Genomic DNA, 17210 nt, shown 5'->3' with positions numbered 1-17210 from the left:
GTTTAAAGCCCGATATCTCCCGGATGATCTGCGATAATTAGACTTCATCAGGTTCCTCCAGTGCGTTCTCTAACTCCTGCCGGGTAATATCAATAGCCAGGAACTCCGTCAGAGCAATAAACAGTCCGCAGAACAGATCGGGTGCCATAGCGCTTAGTTTTTCTTTAAGCAGCGATTCAGGCAACTTATTTTTACTTAGCAACAATTTCACTACACGATCAAATGCCGGAGGATTACTCATCAGCTGCTGCAATGAATTATCCGCTTTCAGCGGCACATACCATGGCTTCGCGTGGACGGCAATCTGTGTACTGAGGGCAATATCTCGTGAGGAACGGGCCACATGCAGCTGATAATCACCGGAATCCACCACCCACCGGCTCATCCCCGGATGGAAACAGGCAAAGTCCTGCCAGTCGACAACCAGCGTCACCGTTTTGGTTTCGCCTGCTGCCAGCTCAACTTTAGTAAAGGCTTTCAGTGCCAGCTCTTCACGCAACAACTCTCCGGCGGGGGCGGTGAGATAGAGCTGCACGATCTCTTTCCCGGCGACCTGACCGCTGTTAGTCACATCAACGCTGACGCTTAATGCCTCGCCCTCTTCCAGCTGTGTCGCCGATGCCTTCAGATTGGCATAGCTGAAGGTGGTATAGCTCAGACCGAAACCAAACGGGAATTGAGGGGTAAGTTTTCGGCGATCGTAATAGCGGTACCCGACAAATAACCCTTCGCTGTAGTGATGGCGCAGGTTTTCACCCGGGTAACTGAGCCAGGCGGGCGTCTCCTCCAGCGTATTGGGAACCGTTACCGTCAGTTTGCCGCAGGGGTTAGCGCGACCGAACAGAATATCCGCCACCGCGCGACCCATGCCCTGCCCGGCAAAGAAGGTTTCCAGCAGCGCTTTACAGTCGGACAGCCACGGCATCACTACCGCATCGCTGTTGGCCAGTACCACCACCAGGTTAGGCTGCTCGCAGGCGACAGCGCGGATCAGCGCTTCGTGGCTCGGCAGAATATGCAGATCCTGGCGATCGCCATTTTCGCCGTCTTCACCAATAGCGGTGCTGACAAATAGCACGGCAACATCGGCTTTTTTAGCAACCTCAACAGCCTTCGCCAGCGCCTGGGGATCGGTCGCGTCATCCTGTGGCGCACCTACGGCATACTCGATATTGAAATCCTGGCCTGCCACATCGAAGATCTCATCAAGCGGGCGATCGAGCGTATACGGTACGGTAGTGGCACAGCCGGAACCCTGAATTACCGGCTCCTGCGCCGGTTTACCCAGCACGGCGATGGTGCGCTGCTTATCCGCCCGCAGCGGCAGCAGATTATCCTCATTTTTCAGCATCACAATGGACTCAGCGGCCAGCCGCTGTGCCAGCTGGTGATGCTGCGGGTAGCTGACCTGAGTCTCTGGTTTACGGTGGCGCTGCACTTTGTCGATCAGCGTCAGCATACGCAAACAGGCCGTATCGAGAATTGCCTGCGGAATCTCACCCTGCTTAATGGCTTCAAGCAGCTCCTGCTTGTCGCGCCGGGTTTCAGGCATCGCAAGATCGTTCCCCGCCAGCAGTGAAGCAGGACGATCTTTAATGCCGTACCAGTCGGACATCACCAGCCCTTTATAGTGCCACTCATCGCGCAGCACCTCCGTCAGCAGCCAGCGATCCTGTGAGGTCTGTACACCATTCAGGCGGTTATAAGAGGACATCACCGTCCAGGGATTGGACTTGTCGATCGCCCGCTTAAAGCCGCTCAGATATATTTCACGCAGCGCGCGCTCTTCCACCACTGAATCCATCTCCGTACGACGGAACTCAGAGTTGTTGGCGGCAAAATGTTTCAGGCTGGCCCCCACGCCACCGTCCTGCAAACCGTTAATCAGTGCGGCAGCTATATCCCCACTGACCACCGGATCTTCGGAGTAATATTCATAGCCCCGGCCAGCCAGAGGCGTACGGCGAATATTCATGCCCGGGCCGAGCAGGATCCCAACGCCCATCGACTGGCACTCTTTCGCCAGCGCTTCACCCATCTGATACACCAGCTCGCTGTCCCAGCTACAGGCCAGCGTGGAGCCATTCGGAAAGCAGGTGGCCGGTTTTGATTTACTGAACAACGCCTCGGAGCCACCTTTCTGCTCCTCCTGCTCGACCTCGCCCGCGCTCTGACTAATCACTTCGAGGAAATCGGTAATGTTCCAGTTTTCCCCTTGTTCAATCTGGCTGGTACTGTAGCGCACGCCATAGGTACCATCGGTCATAATAATGTCTTCAATGCCATGGCGCGGGAAGCTGGCGGTACGCCACAGACCGCTACCGCTTAACAGGGCAACTTTCTCTTCCGCAGTCATGGCGGCAATGATCGCCTGGAAATCTTTTTTCATCTTATTTACCTGCAAAGGTTACAGCGCGTTGTGCTTGCGCAATTCAATGTCTTTGATGATATTTCGGTAGCTCTTCTCATCCAGCGTATAGAAGAAGATAAACACCATTCCCAGCGCGAACATCAGGCCAGGCACCAGCGTCATCATCATATTGATGCCGTTTAACGCAGCAGCGCTGATCTGTTCGGAAGAGTAGTCAAAGTAGTCGAGCATCAGCCCGGCAAGACCGCCGCCAATTGCCATGGCGATTTTAGTGATGAAGTTAAAGAAGCCGTAAATTGCGCCTTCGGTACGCACGCCGTGTTTCCACTCAGCGAACTCCACGGTGTCGGCAATCATTGACCACATCGCGACAAAACCCATCCCCAGCGTTACGCTGAACAGACACACGCCGGTCATAATCAGATAGATGTTATCGCCAGCCAGGAAGTACTGGAAAACCACGCCAGCAATGCCAATCATCAGCCCCAGCTGTAACATTTTCTTCTTACCCATCATATTGATGAGTTTTTCAGAGATAACCGTGCCGGCTACATAGGCAGCAGACTGAATGGCGAAGAATTTAGCGGTAAAGTTCACATCGTCAATCGAGTATTTAATGAAGTAAATCGCGATCGCCATCCACAGGGTATAAGCGATATAGAAAAACACGGTGAACACGGAGAGGTTGATCAACGGCAGGTTGCCGGACACCGCGATAATCATCTCTTTCAGCGTCGGCGGCTTCTGGTCAGGCAGGCTCACCACCCGCTCTTTGGTCATGCCGAAACAGGCGAGGAAGAAAAAAGTCGCCAGCAGACTGAAGCAGCTAACCGCAAATACGTAGCCCATTTTCTGGTCGGTAAATTGCGAAATCAGCCAGTCGGCGCTGGTAGAGACAATCAGATAGCCGGCTATCGCCAGCACAAAACGATATACCGACAGGGAAGCGCGCGAGCCTTCATGCTGGGTCAGCATATTGGTCATCGCTGAATAGGGAGTATTAACCGTGGTGTAGGCCAGGCAGTAGATAGTGTAGGAGATCAGCGCGTAGTAAAATTTAAACTCACTCATCAGCGGGCTGAAACAGAGAACGGTCAGTATCCCCAAAGGAACCGCGCCAAACAACAGATAAGGTCGCAACTTTCCGTAACGCGTGTGTGTTTTATCGATAAAGTAGCCGATAAAGATATTAAATATCGCGTCGATCACTCGGGCAATAACAAATATCAGACTCGCCTGCACGGCGGAAATACCATAAATATTGGTGTAGAAAAACAGTAAAAACAGGGAAACAAAACCAAATGACAGATTTGAGGCCAGATCGCCAAAACCATAACCTATCTTTTCCCGAATGCTGACCTTTACATAACTCTCAGAGGTCATTTCTGTGATTTTCATTATTATGCACTCATTCAGATTAACGTAGCTGCGAGTATATCTGGCATGTAACTGGCTGCTTTCCAGCCTTTGTTGAAAGCGTTCCTATTTTTTGCTCATACTCACCTTTGTCACGGGGTTGTGAGTCAGGTCACAGGTGATAATCTGAAGTAAAATAATTCAGCCATGGGGAAGATTTAAAGCATAACCGGTTGATGAAGGTTCCAACCGGTCAGCTGACAGAATATGCCATATCGCGTGTCATTAAAGAATAATGACCGACTTAGGGTTTTATAAAAGAAAACTATTTTTTCGCGAGATAAATCTCTTCGCTATGATAGTCGCCACTCTCATTGTAATAAGAGTAAGAGGCGATAATCATATCTTCCCCCTGATAGTGCACGTAGTGCGGCCGTAAGAAGGCCTCAACAGGAAGAATACGTTTGGTGGTTTTATCAGCGAGATCGGTTTTCCAGATACAGGCATAGCCGCCTTCATTGTCAAAATAGAATGTCGCATCACGCCCCCAGACATAATTGCGGCTGTAGCTGTAATCTGGCCCTTTGGCGGTATCAGCCTGCGGCAGGAACACATTTACACCGGCATCCGGTCGATCGTGCGGGAAGAAGTAGATCCCTTCATCAATCTCATTGTTGCTGCGATCCGCAGAGGCCAGCCGCCACTTTCCATCCGGAGAGATTAAACGGCTGTTACACTCCTGGCTGCCGCAGTAGCCTACCCATTTCTGCTGTTCAGCCCCGCTGGCTGGCAGGCTCACCTCTTTGATGCTGCCAATCTCTTTGCCGGAAACATTCAGCGCAAAAGCATGCGGGGTGGCGTAGGCACTTTCACTGTTAACGTCGACTCCGGAACCACGATATTCTGCCACGGTATAGCGAATATCCCCCTCAGGAGCGCTGTTATTATCCTGTAGCGTAAGCTCCAGGTTATAGCCCTCGTAGCCCGCCTGCACACGCGGTTCCTCTGACTCTTTCAGACTAAGCAGATAAGCGGTTTTCTTCTCGTCGTGCTCCACATACAGCACCACAAACACAATCAGGTCATTATTAACCACGCGATGCGTCAGAACGGTAAGGTAATGTCCGGTACTGCCTGCGGTCAGCGAGGTAATATCGCCGGAGGAGATCAGCTGCCTGACGCGCCACGGCTCTTCAGACAGGATAAATCCGGCATCATTCTTTAAGCCTGCGGCTACGGGTTTATCCAGCTTATCCCCGGGGCGAATAAATACCTCGCTCACTTTTTTATATTCCCCGACGCGCGACAGGGTTTTATTACGCTCGATATAACGTTGCTTAATGCATTCCGCATCGGCCGCGCAGTGGTTTCTCTCCGCCAGCCATTTTCGTTGTTCTCTTGCCAGCGAACCCACGCTGTAGCTGTTATCCATGGCTTTGAGGAAATAACCGTTAGTCACGTTATCCAGGCCGGAAAGATAGCTATCTGCGCAGATGGTTTTTTCGGTGGCGTTCAGGCCGGTTAACGTACAGTCAAAACCGGCGGCCAGCGCATTCTGCGCCAGGAGTGCGAATCCGAGTGCGATACCATATTTTAGCTTTATCATTTTTATTTCCTTACGCCCTTTCCATAGTGACATTCTGATTAGCAGGTGATGCGGTGTTGAATGCGTCGGGAAAGTTATCCCGTTTCACAGGCAGCGATAATGTACCGGAAAAACGGGTAAAACGTACGGAAGAGAAGCCAGCGAAACAGAAAATTTTCAGCACTGGCTGTAAGACTAAGGCGCGCTGGCCTGCCATCAGCATTATCTTCGGCTGCCGGTCGTGATAGCGTTAATCACCGGCCCCTTAAAATTACTTACCAGGCAAATAACGCCTTATTCAGGGCAGATTACATCGCCAGATTATCATAACCTTTGCGACGATAATTGAGGGCGGAAATGCCCCAGAACACCACGAAAATCGCCACGGCAGCGTATCCGACACTGCCCATATTTTCATTCAGGCGTTCAACAATGGCCCAGACCCCGCCGTGTAAATCCAGTTTCCCGGCCATCAGCCCGAGCGCTTCAAGACCGCCGATAAACAGGGCAATCACCACGCTGGTGGCAGTAATAGTCATGTTGTAATAGAGCTTGCGCACCGGCTTATCAAACGCCCAGCCGTACGCGCCAACCATCACAAAATTGTCCAGTGAATCGACCAGTGCCATACCGCTGGCAAACAATGCCGGAAACACCAGAATACTCCACACCGACATACCGGAAGACACCCCCGCCGCAGAAATACCCAGCAGGCCAATTTCGGTGGCAGTATCAAAACCCAGCCCAAACAAAAATCCTACCAGATACATCTGCCAGCTTTTATTCACCAGATTAAACGCGAAGCTGAATAACCGGCTCATCACGCCCCCCTGCATTGCATGGTTGTCTCCGGTATCCGGAAAGTTTTTGCCCTGCTTGACCTTCTGAAAACGGCGGTAAACATCACGCAGGATCAGCGCATTCAGCAGCGCCATTATCAGCAGAAACAGCGCGGAAACCAGCGTGCCAATGGTGCTGCCATAGTCATGCAACCAGCCGATTTTGTTGCCAAACACCAGCGACGTCGCAGCAATTGCCACGCAGGCCAGCACCACAATACTGGAATGCCCGAGGGAGAAAAATGCTCCGACCGCCACCGGACGCTGCCCCTGCTGCATCAGCTTGCGGGTGACGTTATCAATAGCGGCGATATGATCGGCATCGACGGCATGACGCAGCCCGTAGCCGTAAGCCAGCAACGCAGCCGCCATCAGTGCGGCATTATGGCGAAAAACAGCCAGTGCCCAGCCCCAGGCCAATAAATTGATAGCCAGCAGCCCGAGCAGCAGCCAGAAAGTACGCCCGTGGACGTGGGAAAAATCGCGGTTAATCATGAGAATCCTTGTTGTTAAAACCTGAAGAAATAGAAGTGGCAGAATGTAAGGCAGCAGAACATTGCAGACGGGCGCAGGCGACAAGCGCCTGACCCAGCGCCAGGCCCCCGTCTCCGGCAGGCACTTTTTGCGGCATCAGTACGTGAAGATGCGCTAAATAGTGACGTAACCGCTGGCGCAGCAGACGGTTGTGCAGCACGCCGCCGCCCAGCGCGACGGTACCTGTTCCCATCCTCTCAGCGTGATAGCTGGCAAGTGCGGCAAAGCCTTGCGCCAGCGCATCGTGAAAAGCAAAAGCGCGTGCGGCGGGCGCGGCATCCCAGTCAAGCCACTGCTGCCAGAACGTCGCTAAATCAAGGAAAGTACCTGAGGGGGTATGTTGCAGCGGCATCGTGACCGGATGCGAAATACCCGATGCTCGTTGCGCCAGCACTTCCAGACGGCTTGCCGCCTCCCCCTCCCAGGTCAGCTGCGCGGGCGCACAGCCGAGGGCGACGGCAACGGCATCAAATAAACGCCCGCATGAAGACGCCAGCGGCGAGTTAATCCCGGCGGCAATGGCTCTGGACAGCGGCAGCCAGGGATAATTCTGCAACGCATGAGACTCAGGGCGCGTCTGCCATCCCGGCACAAACGCCTGCCACTGCGCCAGTAAATTACGCCATGGTTCAAGCGCAGCGCGGTCGCCACCGGGCAGCGCAACGGCGGGTAATCCGCCCAGGCGTTCACAGTGCAGATAATCCACCAGCAAACATTCGCCGCCCCACAAAGCCCCGGTTTTATCGTCAGCAACGCCATAGCCCAGCCCGTCGAGCGCCAGTCCAATCACCTTGCCGCCGTGCAGCGGCCAGCGATGTTCCGCCAGACAGGCGGCGATATGGGCATGGTGGTGAAGTACGTCGATTATCTGTATTCCGGGGCTTTCCGCCTGCATATGGCTGACGTAAGCCGGATGCGCGTCACGGGCTACAACCGCTGGAGTGCAGTCATACAGCTGCTGAAAATGTGCAATCGCCTGCTGCTGCTGCCCGGCAATATCGCTGCGGGTAAGCGATCCGAAATGAGCACTGAGAATCGCCTGATTGCCGCGCACCAGACAGAAAGTATTTTTGAGATCGCCGCCCAGCGCCAGCAGCGGCGGTTGATTATCAAATCCGGCGGGCAGCACGATGGCATCAGGCACGTAACCGCGCGCACGGCGCAGGATTTCATTGCCGTGTGGCGTCACTCGCAGCAGTGAATCATCGGCGCGCTGGACAATATCGCGGTTATGCAGAAGCCACAGATCGGCAATACCGCCGAGTTGTAACAGCGCCGCCTCATTGGTCAGCACCGGTGCACAGCCGTTAGCATTACCGGATGTCATCACCAGCGGTGTCTGAAACGCCTGCATCAGTAAATGATGTAGCGGAGTAAATGGCAGCATCAGCCCGATTTCATCAAGCTCTGGTGCCACTGCCTCACATAGCGGAGACATCGCGCATTTTGCTGTCAGCACGATGGGCGCAGCGGGAGAACCCAGTATCCCGCACAGCACAGATTGCGGGCCTTCTGCACTGCATTGCCCCAGCCAGCCAATGTCTGGCACCATCACTGCCAGCGGTTTTGATGGCCGCTGTTTACGCTCGCGCAGCCGCAGTACCGCATTTTGCTGCGTGGCATCGCAGGCCAGATGAAAACCGCCCAGCCCTTTAATAGCGACAATTTTACCCGCACGTAACGCGGCGACGGCACATTCCAGCGCGGCCGCGCCAGACGCCAGCCTCGCGCCACTCTGCAATGTTGCACTGATCTGTGGGCCGCAGTGCGGGCACGCGACCGGCTGCGCGTGAAACCGCCGGTCGGCAGGGTTTAGATACTCCTGCTGGCATTGCGGGCACAGGGAAAATTCCGCCATGCTGGTGGCAGAGCGGTCATAAGGCATGGCGCGGATCAGCGTAAAACGTGGGCCGCAATGGGTGCAGTTGGTAAAGGCGTAGCCGAAACGACGATCGCCCGGGTGGTTAATGTCATGCAGGCACTCGGGGCAGGTTGCCGCATCGGGTGCGATCTGTGTGTCCATACGGCCCTGGCGACTGTCGGTGATAGTGAAATTGAGCGGGGGTGTTTGCCAGTCGAAAGAGTCAAAGTTGATGCTGTCGATGCGTGCCAGCGGCGGGCAGTCGCGCTGTAACTGTTCGATAAACAGCTCAACATTCACTGGCTGAAGCAGCCTGATTTCCACCCCTGTGCTGTCGTTACACACCTCACCACGCAACCGCAGACGGTCGGCCAGTTGCCAGATAAAAGGCCGGAAACCGACGCCCTGAACCTTGCCGCAGATGCGAATGAGTAAGCCAGACATACATACCTCATACCCTTCATTCTTCGAGCCGCAGATTTAGTCCTGCGGCTCGAATTATTTTGGGTAACCATGGTGATGTTCACCCAAAAACCAAATTTAAAACTGAACCACCGGGATCACATCTTCTACGGCGCTGCGCAGGCGCGCTTTCATATCACTGTAAGTCTGATGAGCGTAATTCTCCGCCCAGCGCTGATCGGCAATCTGTTCGACTTTCACCGCGCAATATTTGGTTTCCGGCGTTTTAGAAATCGGATCGAGATTGTCCTGAGTCAGTTCATTACAGGCCCCGATCCACCATTGATAGGTCATGTAAACCGCGCCCAGGTTGATACGTTCGTTGTAGTTGACGCGGGAAATGACTTTTCCGCGGCGCGATGCCACCCAGACCAGCTGCTGATCACGGATACCCAGCGCCTGGGCATCGACCGGGTTCATCTGCACAAATCCCGGTTCGTCAGCCAGCGTTTGCAGCGCGGCACAGTTACCGGTCATGGAGCGACAGGAGTAGTGACCAACTTCGCGCACGGTACACAGCACCAGCGGGTAATCTCCGTCCGGCACTTCCGCCGGTGCACGCCACGGCGCGGCAAACAGCTGGCCTTTACCACTTGGTGTATCAAAGTGATTGTCGGCATACAGGTATTGTGTACCCGGGCTTTCAAGGGTGGTACAAGGCCACTGTACATGTCCCAGTTCGCCCATTTTTTCGTAGGTAGCGCCGTAAAACAGCGGGCAGAGGCTGCGCATTTCGTCCCAGATTTGCTGGTTATCGTTGTAATGCATCGGATAACCCATCTCCGTCGCCAGCAGGCTGATAATTTCCCAGTCGCGTTTGACGTTGTATTTAGGTTCGATGGCTTTCTCGAAACGCTGGAAGCCACGGTCTGCGCAGGAGAATACGCCGCCGTGTTCACCCCAGGATGTCGCCGGTAATATCACGTCAGCCTGTTCCGCTGTTTTGGTCATGAAGATGTCCTGAACCACCACAAACTCCAGCGCTTCAAAGCCTTTGCGCACCAGACCCAGATCAGCTTCGGTCTGCAACGGATCTTCACCCATGATGTAATAGGCTTTTACCTTTCCTTCGATGGCCAGATGCGGGATTTCGGTAATGCGGTGGCCGACTTCGGGATCCATCTGATCAACGTCAATACCCCAGGCATCGGCGAATTTCGCGCGCACTTTTGGATCGGTGACCGACTGATAACCCGGGAATTCGTTTGGCAATACGCCCATATCACAGGCACCTTGCACGTTATTTTGCCCGCGAACCGGCCCGACGCCGACGTTGGCGCGGCCAAGATTACCGGTCAGCAATGCCAGCCCTGCCAGACCTTTTACCACGTCAACTGCCTGACCAAACTGAGTGACACCCATGCCCCACATAATGGTGGCAGAAGGTGCAGCGGCATAAGTACGCATCGCCTGGCGGATTTGCTGGGCGGAAACACCGGTCTGTTCCGCCACGGCTTCCGGAGAGTAATCCGCAACATTTTTGCGGTACTCCTCAAAGCCTTCGGTATATTTCGCTACGTAGTCATGGTCATACAGATCTTCTTCCATCAGCACATGGGCGAAGGCATTCACCAGCGCCATGTTGCAGCCGTTCCTGATTTGCAAATGCTGATCGGCAATACGTGCGGTTTCGATGCGGCGCGGATCGCAGACAATGATCTGCGCGCCTTTTTCTTTCGCCTTGATCACGCGGCGGGCGACGATGGGATGGGAGTCGGCGCAGTTATAGCCGATCACCAGCAGACATTTTGAGTTTTCGATATCGCCGATGGAATTACTCATCGCGCCGTTACCGAGCGTGGCCTGCAAACCCGCCACAGACGGGCCGTGACACACGCGGGCGCAGCAGTCGACGTTATTGGTGCCGATCACCGCGCGGGCAAATTTCTGCATCACATAGTTGGTTTCATTGCCGGTTCCACGGGAAGAGCCGGTAGTCATAATGGCGCGCGGGCCATGTTTTTGTTTAATCTCTTTCAGGCGTTGCGCGGTATAGCGGATAGCTTCATCCCAGCTGACGGCTTCGAATTTCCCGCCTCTCTGGCGGCGAATCAGCGGCTGGGTCAGGCGCGGGGTCAGCAGTTTGGTGTCATTGAGAAAATCCCAGCCGTAATAGCCTTTCAGGCACAGTTCACCCTGATTGGTGACGCCGTTCGCAGCTTCCGCACGGATAATTTTTCCGTTATCTACAACCAGATTCAATTTACATCCGGCGCCGCAATACGGGCAGACAGTGGTGACTTTTTTCATGGCATTGCTTCCTTTATCCGGGGTTAAAACAGCAGTGGGGAGGTGCTGTCGAGCGCAGCGCGGCGGCGTTTCTCTGCGTTCATTTCCTGTAAGTGGTTACGGTCGATGGCGAAAAGTGCCTTGGTCGGGCAGATTTCCATACAGGCCGGGCCTTCAGCGCGCTCGTGGCACAGGTCGCATTTGTGCGCTTCCGCTTTATCTGAGGTGGTGACCATCGCCGCACCGTTCTGGCGGAAAACCGGTTTGGTGACCACTTCCATTGCGCCGTACGGGCAGGCAACAACGCAGGTCTTACAGCCGATGCAGCGTTCCTGCATCACCTGTACATGGTCTCCGGTGCGAAGAATGGCACCGTTCGGGCAGACGTTGGCGCAGGGGGCATCTTCACACTGGCGGCACATCACCGGCGTGCTGAGATTGACACCTTTAATAACGTGCAGGCGCGGTGCGAATGTCACGGCGTTGAGCAGCGAGATATCCTGCGATTCACTGTGAGCCATCACGCAGGCAATTTCACAGGTACGGCAGCCGATGCATTTTTTAGGGTCGGCGATAATGAACCGGTTCATTTTTCTCTCCAAATCCCCGTCGTCCGTGACATCGCAGGTGCACTGGCTGCGTTCACTCGCCCTGATCGCTGACTTATGCCAGATCATCGTGACGCCTTCGCTTGCCGCCTTCCTGCAATAACAGTGTCTAAGGGGATTTCAGTGTGCTTTTAATTGAGGTGGTTAAAAGTTTTCATGTACTTCTATACATAAAGCGTGCCAGTTCCTGATTTTAATTTTTTATCATTAAATTCATAAACTTATCTTTATCAGGTGCACCGCTGACGAAATTTTTTACTGACGTCATTTCTGTTTCGTCACCGCATCGACAATTATGTCAATGGCCGCTGTCAGACCGTTTCCGGCTGATAAGGGGCGATGCCCAGCCCCTGTTCCAGCGCAGGTAACAGCTGATACAGGCGGTTCACTGCCTGTTCAACGGCCGCACTCATCGGGAAGTAAAAAGCCACCACATCCGGCTGAATGCCAACAAACGTGATTTGCGCAATATCTTCACGTAATTGCTGCATCAGAAACGTCAGCGGCAGATTGTGGGTGGTCATCATGAACATCTCGGCGATGTCATCTTCGGCGATAATGCGCATTTCACCGGGTGCCAGCCCCATGTCGGTGGCATCAACTATCACCAGATGCGCAGGCCGCAGCTGGCGTAAATAACCGATGTCGTTCTCTGGTGCCGCGCCGCCGTCAACCACTGTCCAGCCGGAGAGTGGTTGTTCAACGCAGAGTTCGGCCAGCCTCGGGCCGGCACCGTCGTCACCCATCATGCTGTTGCCCACGCACAGCAATGCGTAGCGGGAGGATAAATCAGGCATCGTATCTCCTGACCATCAGGTAAATGGCGGGGTCATGTTCAATTTGAGTCAGCAGATTGATAAGCGCGTCGCTCCAGCCCTGCTGTGTTTCATTCATCTTCGGGCGCGCATCGCGCAGCGCCAGCGCCAGCAAATGGGTGTGGCTGCTGTCGATATTGATCTCCCCGAAACGCTGCACACCAGCCAGCTTGCGGTATGCTTCGCTGTTTTGCGGCAGGCTGTAAATCCACTCCATATACCCGTCAAGCGGGCATTCGAGGCGAGATTGCAGGCAGTCGATCACGCCGAGGTGATGGCCAATAGCCAGGCTGTAATAGACCACTTCCTGCACTTTTTGCGAACTGCGTTTCTGCGCGATTTTCTCATCGACAAACTTGCTTCTCAGCGAATAGAAAATCACTTTGTTTTTGTGCGGCTGATGGCCGGCACAGGGCTGATGGCGGGCGTAGCGCTGGTCATTGGCTAACGTTTTCACAGGTGCACCTCACCGCGCAGTACCTGTTGATAAATATGTTGCAGGTTGCCAACAATTTCGTTGAGACGCAGATCCCCTTGCTCCTCAAGATACGCAGATACTCGCTGTTCTACTGGCTGCAAGCCGGGCGCAGCCACCATCGCCATAAATGTGTCAGCAATCTGGCGTCCGTAACGGTAACCGGCCATGCGGCGCGCTTCGCGATCCAGCATCACGCGCAGCGGCTGCGGTAAATCCGGATGCAGCAGCGCCGCCGGTTCAGCGGCTGCCTCGTTGTGCTGCTGGCCTTTGATTTTCTGATCCAGCAACCCCAGCGCCAGCGCGAAACCATAAATGGTGGCGGCCGGTGTCGGCGGGCAGCCCGGAATATACACATCCACCGGCACGATTTTGTCAGTGCCGCCCCACACGCAATACAGGTCGTGGAAAATGCCACCGCTGTTACCGCAGGCGCCGTATGAAATGCAGATTTTCGGATCGGGCGCGCTATCCCAGGCGCGCAGAGCCGGAATGCGCATGGCGCGGGTCACGGCACCGGTGAACAGCAAAATATCTGCGTGGCGTGGCGACGGCACCACTTTAATGCCAAAGCGTTCGGCGTCGAACAGGGGGGAAATGGCGGCGAAAATCTCAATTTCACAGCCGTTACAGCCTCCGCAGTCAACGCGATAAACGTAAGCGGAACGGCGGATGCTGTGAAGCAGAGTAGACTTCAGTTTGGCAATACTGTCATCCAGCGTGACGGGTACCGGCAGGCCATTTTCGTCACGGGGAGCAATCAGGTTATGACTCATCAGTGAGCCTCCGTTGTCATGTGCCGCCCAATATCAATACGATCCGAGGAGGAGAGACTGTGCAGTTTTTTGCATTCGGGGCAGGTTTCGTACTGGTCACGGCGGTCAGCAATTTGTCGATCGCTCAGTGCGGCACTCTCCTGCAACAGGCTGAGAGCAAAATCGATCTCCTTTTGTACGGCGTAAGGCTTACCGCAGGCGCGGCAATGGCAGATGGGAAAATCCGCGGTCTCAAACAGATCTTCTTTACGCCAGACCGCCAGTTCAAACTCCTGCGACAGTCTGATGGCTGCCGTCGGACAGACCTCCTCACAGCGGGCGCAGAAAATACAGCGACCTAAAAACAGCGACCAGCGAATGGTTTCGCCGTCTTCTGCTGTGGTCATGGTCAGCGCGTTAGACGGACAGGCATTAGCGCACGCACCGCAGGCAATACACTGTTTAGCGGTATATTGCGGTTTGCCGCGAAAATTCGCTGCCAGATCCAGCGGCTTAAACGGATAAGCTACGGTTGCGGTGCCGGTTTTAAGCACTTTTTTGATTAGTTTCAGCATGATGAGCAGTTCCTCAAAGCGGCGAATTTTTACGTTCGATGCCGTAACGTTCGATCTCTTTGTAAGGGATGACGATGGACGTTTTCTTACGTACATCGACAACCGTCATTCGGTCGGTGCAGGAATAACAGGGATCGAGGCTGCCGATGATCAGCGGTGCATCGGAGACTGTATTGCCGCGCAGCATGTAGCGCAGCGTTGGCCAGTTGGCGTAAGTCGCCGCCCGGCAACGCCAGCGGAACAGCTTTTGGTTGTCGCCGGTCATGCTCCAGTGAATGTCGTCACCGCGTGGTGCTTCGGCGAAACCGAGGGCAAAACGGTGCGGAATATAGTTGAAACCTTCTACCGCCAGCGGGCCGCCTGGCAGGCTTTGCAGGCCAAACTCGATCATATTCAGCGCGTTAAACACTTCGTGGATGCGCACTTTCAGGCGCGAATAGACGTCGTTACCGGTTTCACTGCACAGTTCAAATGGCAGTTTGGCGTAACCGGCATAAGGATGATCCTGACGCATATCGCGCTGGAAGCCGCTGCCGCGTACCATCGGCCCGACGTTGCTGAAATCTCGTGCCACCAGCGGATCCAGAATGCCAACGCCAACGCTGCGTTGTGCGGTATTGGGAGTACTGAGCAGGATATCGACAAGCTCGTTAAGCTCACGGCGCATGCTGCCCGCCAGAGCAATGGTGGCGATCATGTCATCTTTGAGAATGTCGCGGCGCATACCGCCAATCAGGTTCATGCCATACGTTTTACGTGCGCCGGTGAGGATTTCAGCCATCTTCATCGACTGTTCACGAACGCGGAAAAACTGCATGAAACCGGAATCAAAACCGACAAAATGACAGGCCAGGCCGAGGTTGAGCAGATGGCTGTGCAGACGTTCGACCTCCAGCAAAATCGAACGGATCATCTGGGCGCGTTCCGGCACCACAATACCCATCGCGTTCTCTACGGAGGAGGTGTATGCCACGCTGTGCGTGAAGCCGCAGATGCCGCAAACCCGGTCTGACAGAAAGGTGACTTCGTTATAGCCCATACGCGTTTCCGCCAGTTTTTCCATGCCACGGTGCACATAGAACAGGCGGTAATCGGCATCGATAATGTCTTCACCATCAACAAACAGACGAAAATGTCCGGGTTCGTCAGAGGTGACGTGCAGCGGACCAATCGGCACAATTTTGCTGCCTTCTTTGGCCTCGGAAATAAACGGATAGGTCTCTTCGTCCGTAGTTGGTGCAGGACGCTGACGGTAATCCATCGCGTCTTTGCGCAGCGGATATAAATCATCCGGCCAGTCATCCGGCAGCACCAGACGGCGTTCGTCCGGCAGCCCGACAGGGCGTAGCCCGTACATATCCCGCACTTCGCGCTCGCCCCATACCGCAGCCGGCACGCGCGGGGTTACTGACGGGAACTCCAGCGACACCGGATCCACTTCGGCACGCACGGTGATCCAGCACTTCACGCCCTTCTCCATCGACAGCACATAATAGAGGGCGTAGTTGCCGCACAGCGTACGTTCGTCATTGCCGAATAAGACGGAAAGCCAGCCCCCACGCTGGTAATAGAGCCATTCGACCACTTCCGGCAGCCAGTTCAGCCTGATGGTGACGGTCGCCTGGGTGTCGGTCTGCCATTCACTGCCTAAAATCGCCGACGGAAACTGCTTCGCCAGCGCAGCCAGATACTCGTTACCGACCGGGTTTTGATTTAATGCGGTATTGAACTCACTCATTACAAAGCCTCTTCCCGCCGCAGCGGGACAAGAAAAATGTCAGGTCAGCCTGCGACCAGCCAGGAAACCAGCGCCAGAAACGCCAGCCCGAACCCCGCCCAGGTGGTGCGGGACGTTTTAAGAAAGCGCAGACGGGCGACGCTGTTCTCGATTAGCGCGACCAGAAATAGCGCGATCAGCAGTTTCACCAGGCACAACAGCGCGGCGGTCAGCAGCGCCAGCGGCGTTAACTGCTCCGCCAGTCCGAACGGGAAAAACAGGCCGAGGAACAGCTGTAACACCACCAGCTGTTTCAGGCTGATACCGATTTTCAGTACGCCCAGCGCCGCGCCGGAATATTCGGTCAGCGGGCCTTCCTGTAATTCCTGTTCCGCTTCCGCCATATCGAACGGCAGCTTGCCCATTTCGATATAGGTGGCGAAGGCACAGGCCAGACCCGCCAGAACGAGGGTTAAAGAGGAGGACAGCGGCCAGTGCAGAACGCGAGCCGCAATAGCACCAAGAGAGGTTGAACCCGCTATCAGCGCTGCAATCCACAGCCCGAGCAGCAGAATCGGTTCAACCAGCACACCGAGCACCGCTTCACGGCTGGCACCAATGCCGGTGAAGGTGCTGCCGGTATCGAGACCGGCAATCGCAAACACAAAACGCACGATGGCAAACAGGTAGATAACAGCGATCAGATCGCCCGCAGCGCCGATTGGCGATGCCAGCGTTACCACCGGCAGCGCGGTGGCGATCGCCAGTAAGCCTCCGGTCAGCAGATACGGCATGCTGCGAAACGCGACACCGGCTGCGGCGGGCGCAACACTCTGGCGGGTCAGCAGTTTGGCGATATCACGGTATTCCTGTAATACGCCCGGCCCCTGACGGTTGTGCATCCGTGCACGCATCACCCGGCTAAATCCGGCAAACAACGGCGCGAGCGCCAGTAACGCCATGGCCTGAAGCAGCGCCAGCGGCCACAACGGATCCGCAAGTAAAAATGAAGTGTTCATAGTCAGTTC

Annotated in this window: 13 protein-coding genes; all 13 read right to left on the bottom strand. The window is 54.9% G+C overall.

Annotation, left to right across the window (positions count from 1 at the left end; genetic code table 11):
- Nucleotides 1-37: 37 nt before the first annotated feature.
- Nucleotides 38-2389 (bottom strand): beta-glucosidase family protein, encoded by a 2352-nt coding sequence (locus tag GN242_RS03545; protein WP_154752924.1) that lies wholly within the window; start codon nt 2387-2389, stop codon nt 38-40.
- An 18-nt stretch (nt 2390-2407) separates the two neighbouring features.
- Complete coding sequence (locus GN242_RS03540; RefSeq protein ID WP_154752925.1) at nt 2408-3769, bottom strand: MFS transporter; 1362 nt, start codon at nt 3767-3769, stop codon at nt 2408-2410.
- Between the two features lie 283 nt (nt 3770-4052).
- Nucleotides 4053-5333, bottom strand: a complete 1281-nt coding sequence (locus GN242_RS03535; RefSeq protein ID WP_156286922.1) for a lysozyme inhibitor LprI family protein — start codon at nt 5331-5333, stop codon at nt 4053-4055.
- Nucleotides 5334-5620: 287 nt separating this feature from the next.
- Nucleotides 5621-6646 carry a HoxN/HupN/NixA family nickel/cobalt transporter gene (locus tag GN242_RS03530; protein ID WP_156286921.1) on the bottom strand — a complete coding sequence of 342 codons (1026 nt, stop codon included), beginning with the start codon at nt 6644-6646 and terminating at the stop codon, nt 5621-5623.
- A complete protein-coding gene (gene hypF / locus GN242_RS03525; protein WP_156286920.1) occupies nt 6639-8990 on the bottom strand; it encodes a carbamoyltransferase HypF in 2352 nt (783 codons plus the stop codon). Before hypF ends, GN242_RS03530 begins: the two co-directional genes overlap by 8 nt.
- 96 nt (nt 8991-9086) lie before the next feature.
- Nucleotides 9087-11258, bottom strand: a complete 2172-nt coding sequence (fdhF, locus tag GN242_RS03520; RefSeq protein WP_154752929.1) for a formate dehydrogenase subunit alpha — start codon at nt 11256-11258, stop codon at nt 9087-9089.
- 23 nt (nt 11259-11281) lie between these two features.
- Nucleotides 11282-11827 (bottom strand): electron transport protein HydN, encoded by a 546-nt coding sequence (gene hydN / locus GN242_RS03515; protein WP_154752930.1) that lies wholly within the window; start codon nt 11825-11827, stop codon nt 11282-11284.
- A gap of 329 nt (nt 11828-12156) precedes the next feature.
- Nucleotides 12157-12642 carry a hydrogenase maturation peptidase HycI gene (gene hycI, locus GN242_RS03510; RefSeq protein WP_156286919.1) on the bottom strand — a complete coding sequence of 162 codons (486 nt, stop codon included), beginning with the start codon at nt 12640-12642 and terminating at the stop codon, nt 12157-12159.
- Nucleotides 12635-13117, bottom strand: coding sequence for a formate hydrogenlyase maturation HycH family protein (locus GN242_RS03505; RefSeq protein WP_156286918.1), 483 nt, complete (start codon nt 13115-13117; stop codon nt 12635-12637). The genes hycI and GN242_RS03505 overlap by 8 nt, the downstream gene beginning before the upstream one ends.
- Complete coding sequence (locus tag GN242_RS03500; RefSeq protein WP_154752932.1) at nt 13114-13911, bottom strand: NADH-quinone oxidoreductase subunit B family protein; 798 nt, start codon at nt 13909-13911, stop codon at nt 13114-13116. The genes GN242_RS03505 and GN242_RS03500 overlap by 4 nt, the downstream gene beginning before the upstream one ends.
- Nucleotides 13911-14465 carry a formate hydrogenlyase complex iron-sulfur subunit gene (locus tag GN242_RS03495; protein ID WP_154752933.1) on the bottom strand — a complete coding sequence of 185 codons (555 nt, stop codon included), beginning with the start codon at nt 14463-14465 and terminating at the stop codon, nt 13911-13913. Before GN242_RS03495 ends, GN242_RS03500 begins: the two co-directional genes overlap by 1 nt.
- A gap of 13 nt (nt 14466-14478) precedes the next feature.
- On the bottom strand, nt 14479-16203 hold the full coding sequence (locus GN242_RS03490; RefSeq protein WP_154752934.1) for a hydrogenase large subunit: 1725 nt from the start codon (nt 16201-16203) through the stop codon (nt 14479-14481).
- A gap of 44 nt (nt 16204-16247) precedes the next feature.
- The gene (locus tag GN242_RS03485; protein WP_154752935.1) at nt 16248-17201 is read right to left on the bottom strand and encodes a respiratory chain complex I subunit 1 family protein; all 954 of its coding nucleotides are present in this window, start codon (nt 17199-17201) and stop codon (nt 16248-16250) included.
- Nucleotides 17202-17210: the final 9 nt, after the last annotated feature.

Origin of the sequence: Erwinia sorbitola, assembly GCF_009738185.1 — a bacterium.
Classification (GTDB): Bacteria; Pseudomonadota; Gammaproteobacteria; order Enterobacterales; family Enterobacteriaceae; genus Erwinia; species Erwinia sorbitola.
The sequence above is the reverse complement of the archived record's forward strand: the minus strand, read 5'-3'. Positions and strand labels throughout refer to the sequence as shown.

Excerpts from the sequence above, each read along its gene's own strand:
- GN242_RS03545 (WP_154752924.1), bottom strand. The coding sequence starts at position 2,389 with ATGAAAAAAGATTTCCAGGCGATCATTGCCGCCATGACTGCGGAAGAG.
- GN242_RS03540 (WP_154752925.1), bottom strand. The coding sequence starts at position 3,769 with ATGAAAATCACAGAAATGACCTCTGAGAGTTATGTAAAGGTCAGCATT.
- GN242_RS03535 (WP_156286922.1), bottom strand. The coding sequence starts at position 5,333 with ATGATAAAGCTAAAATATGGTATCGCACTCGGATTCGCACTCCTGGCG.
- GN242_RS03530 (WP_156286921.1), bottom strand. The coding sequence starts at position 6,646 with ATGATTAACCGCGATTTTTCCCACGTCCACGGGCGTACTTTCTGGCTG.
- hypF (WP_156286920.1), bottom strand. The coding sequence starts at position 8,990 with ATGTCTGGCTTACTCATTCGCATCTGCGGCAAGGTTCAGGGCGTCGGT.
- fdhF (WP_154752929.1), bottom strand. The coding sequence starts at position 11,258 with ATGAAAAAAGTCACCACTGTCTGCCCGTATTGCGGCGCCGGATGTAAA.
- hydN (WP_154752930.1), bottom strand. The coding sequence starts at position 11,827 with ATGAACCGGTTCATTATCGCCGACCCTAAAAAATGCATCGGCTGCCGT.
- hycI (WP_156286919.1), bottom strand. The coding sequence starts at position 12,642 with ATGCCTGATTTATCCTCCCGCTACGCATTGCTGTGCGTGGGCAACAGC.
- GN242_RS03500 (WP_154752932.1), bottom strand. The coding sequence starts at position 13,911 with ATGAGTCATAACCTGATTGCTCCCCGTGACGAAAATGGCCTGCCGGTA.
- GN242_RS03495 (WP_154752933.1), bottom strand. The coding sequence starts at position 14,465 with ATGCTGAAACTAATCAAAAAAGTGCTTAAAACCGGCACCGCAACCGTA.
- GN242_RS03490 (WP_154752934.1), bottom strand. The coding sequence starts at position 16,203 with ATGAGTGAGTTCAATACCGCATTAAATCAAAACCCGGTCGGTAACGAG.
- GN242_RS03485 (WP_154752935.1), bottom strand. The coding sequence starts at position 17,201 with ATGAACACTTCATTTTTACTTGCGGATCCGTTGTGGCCGCTGGCGCTG.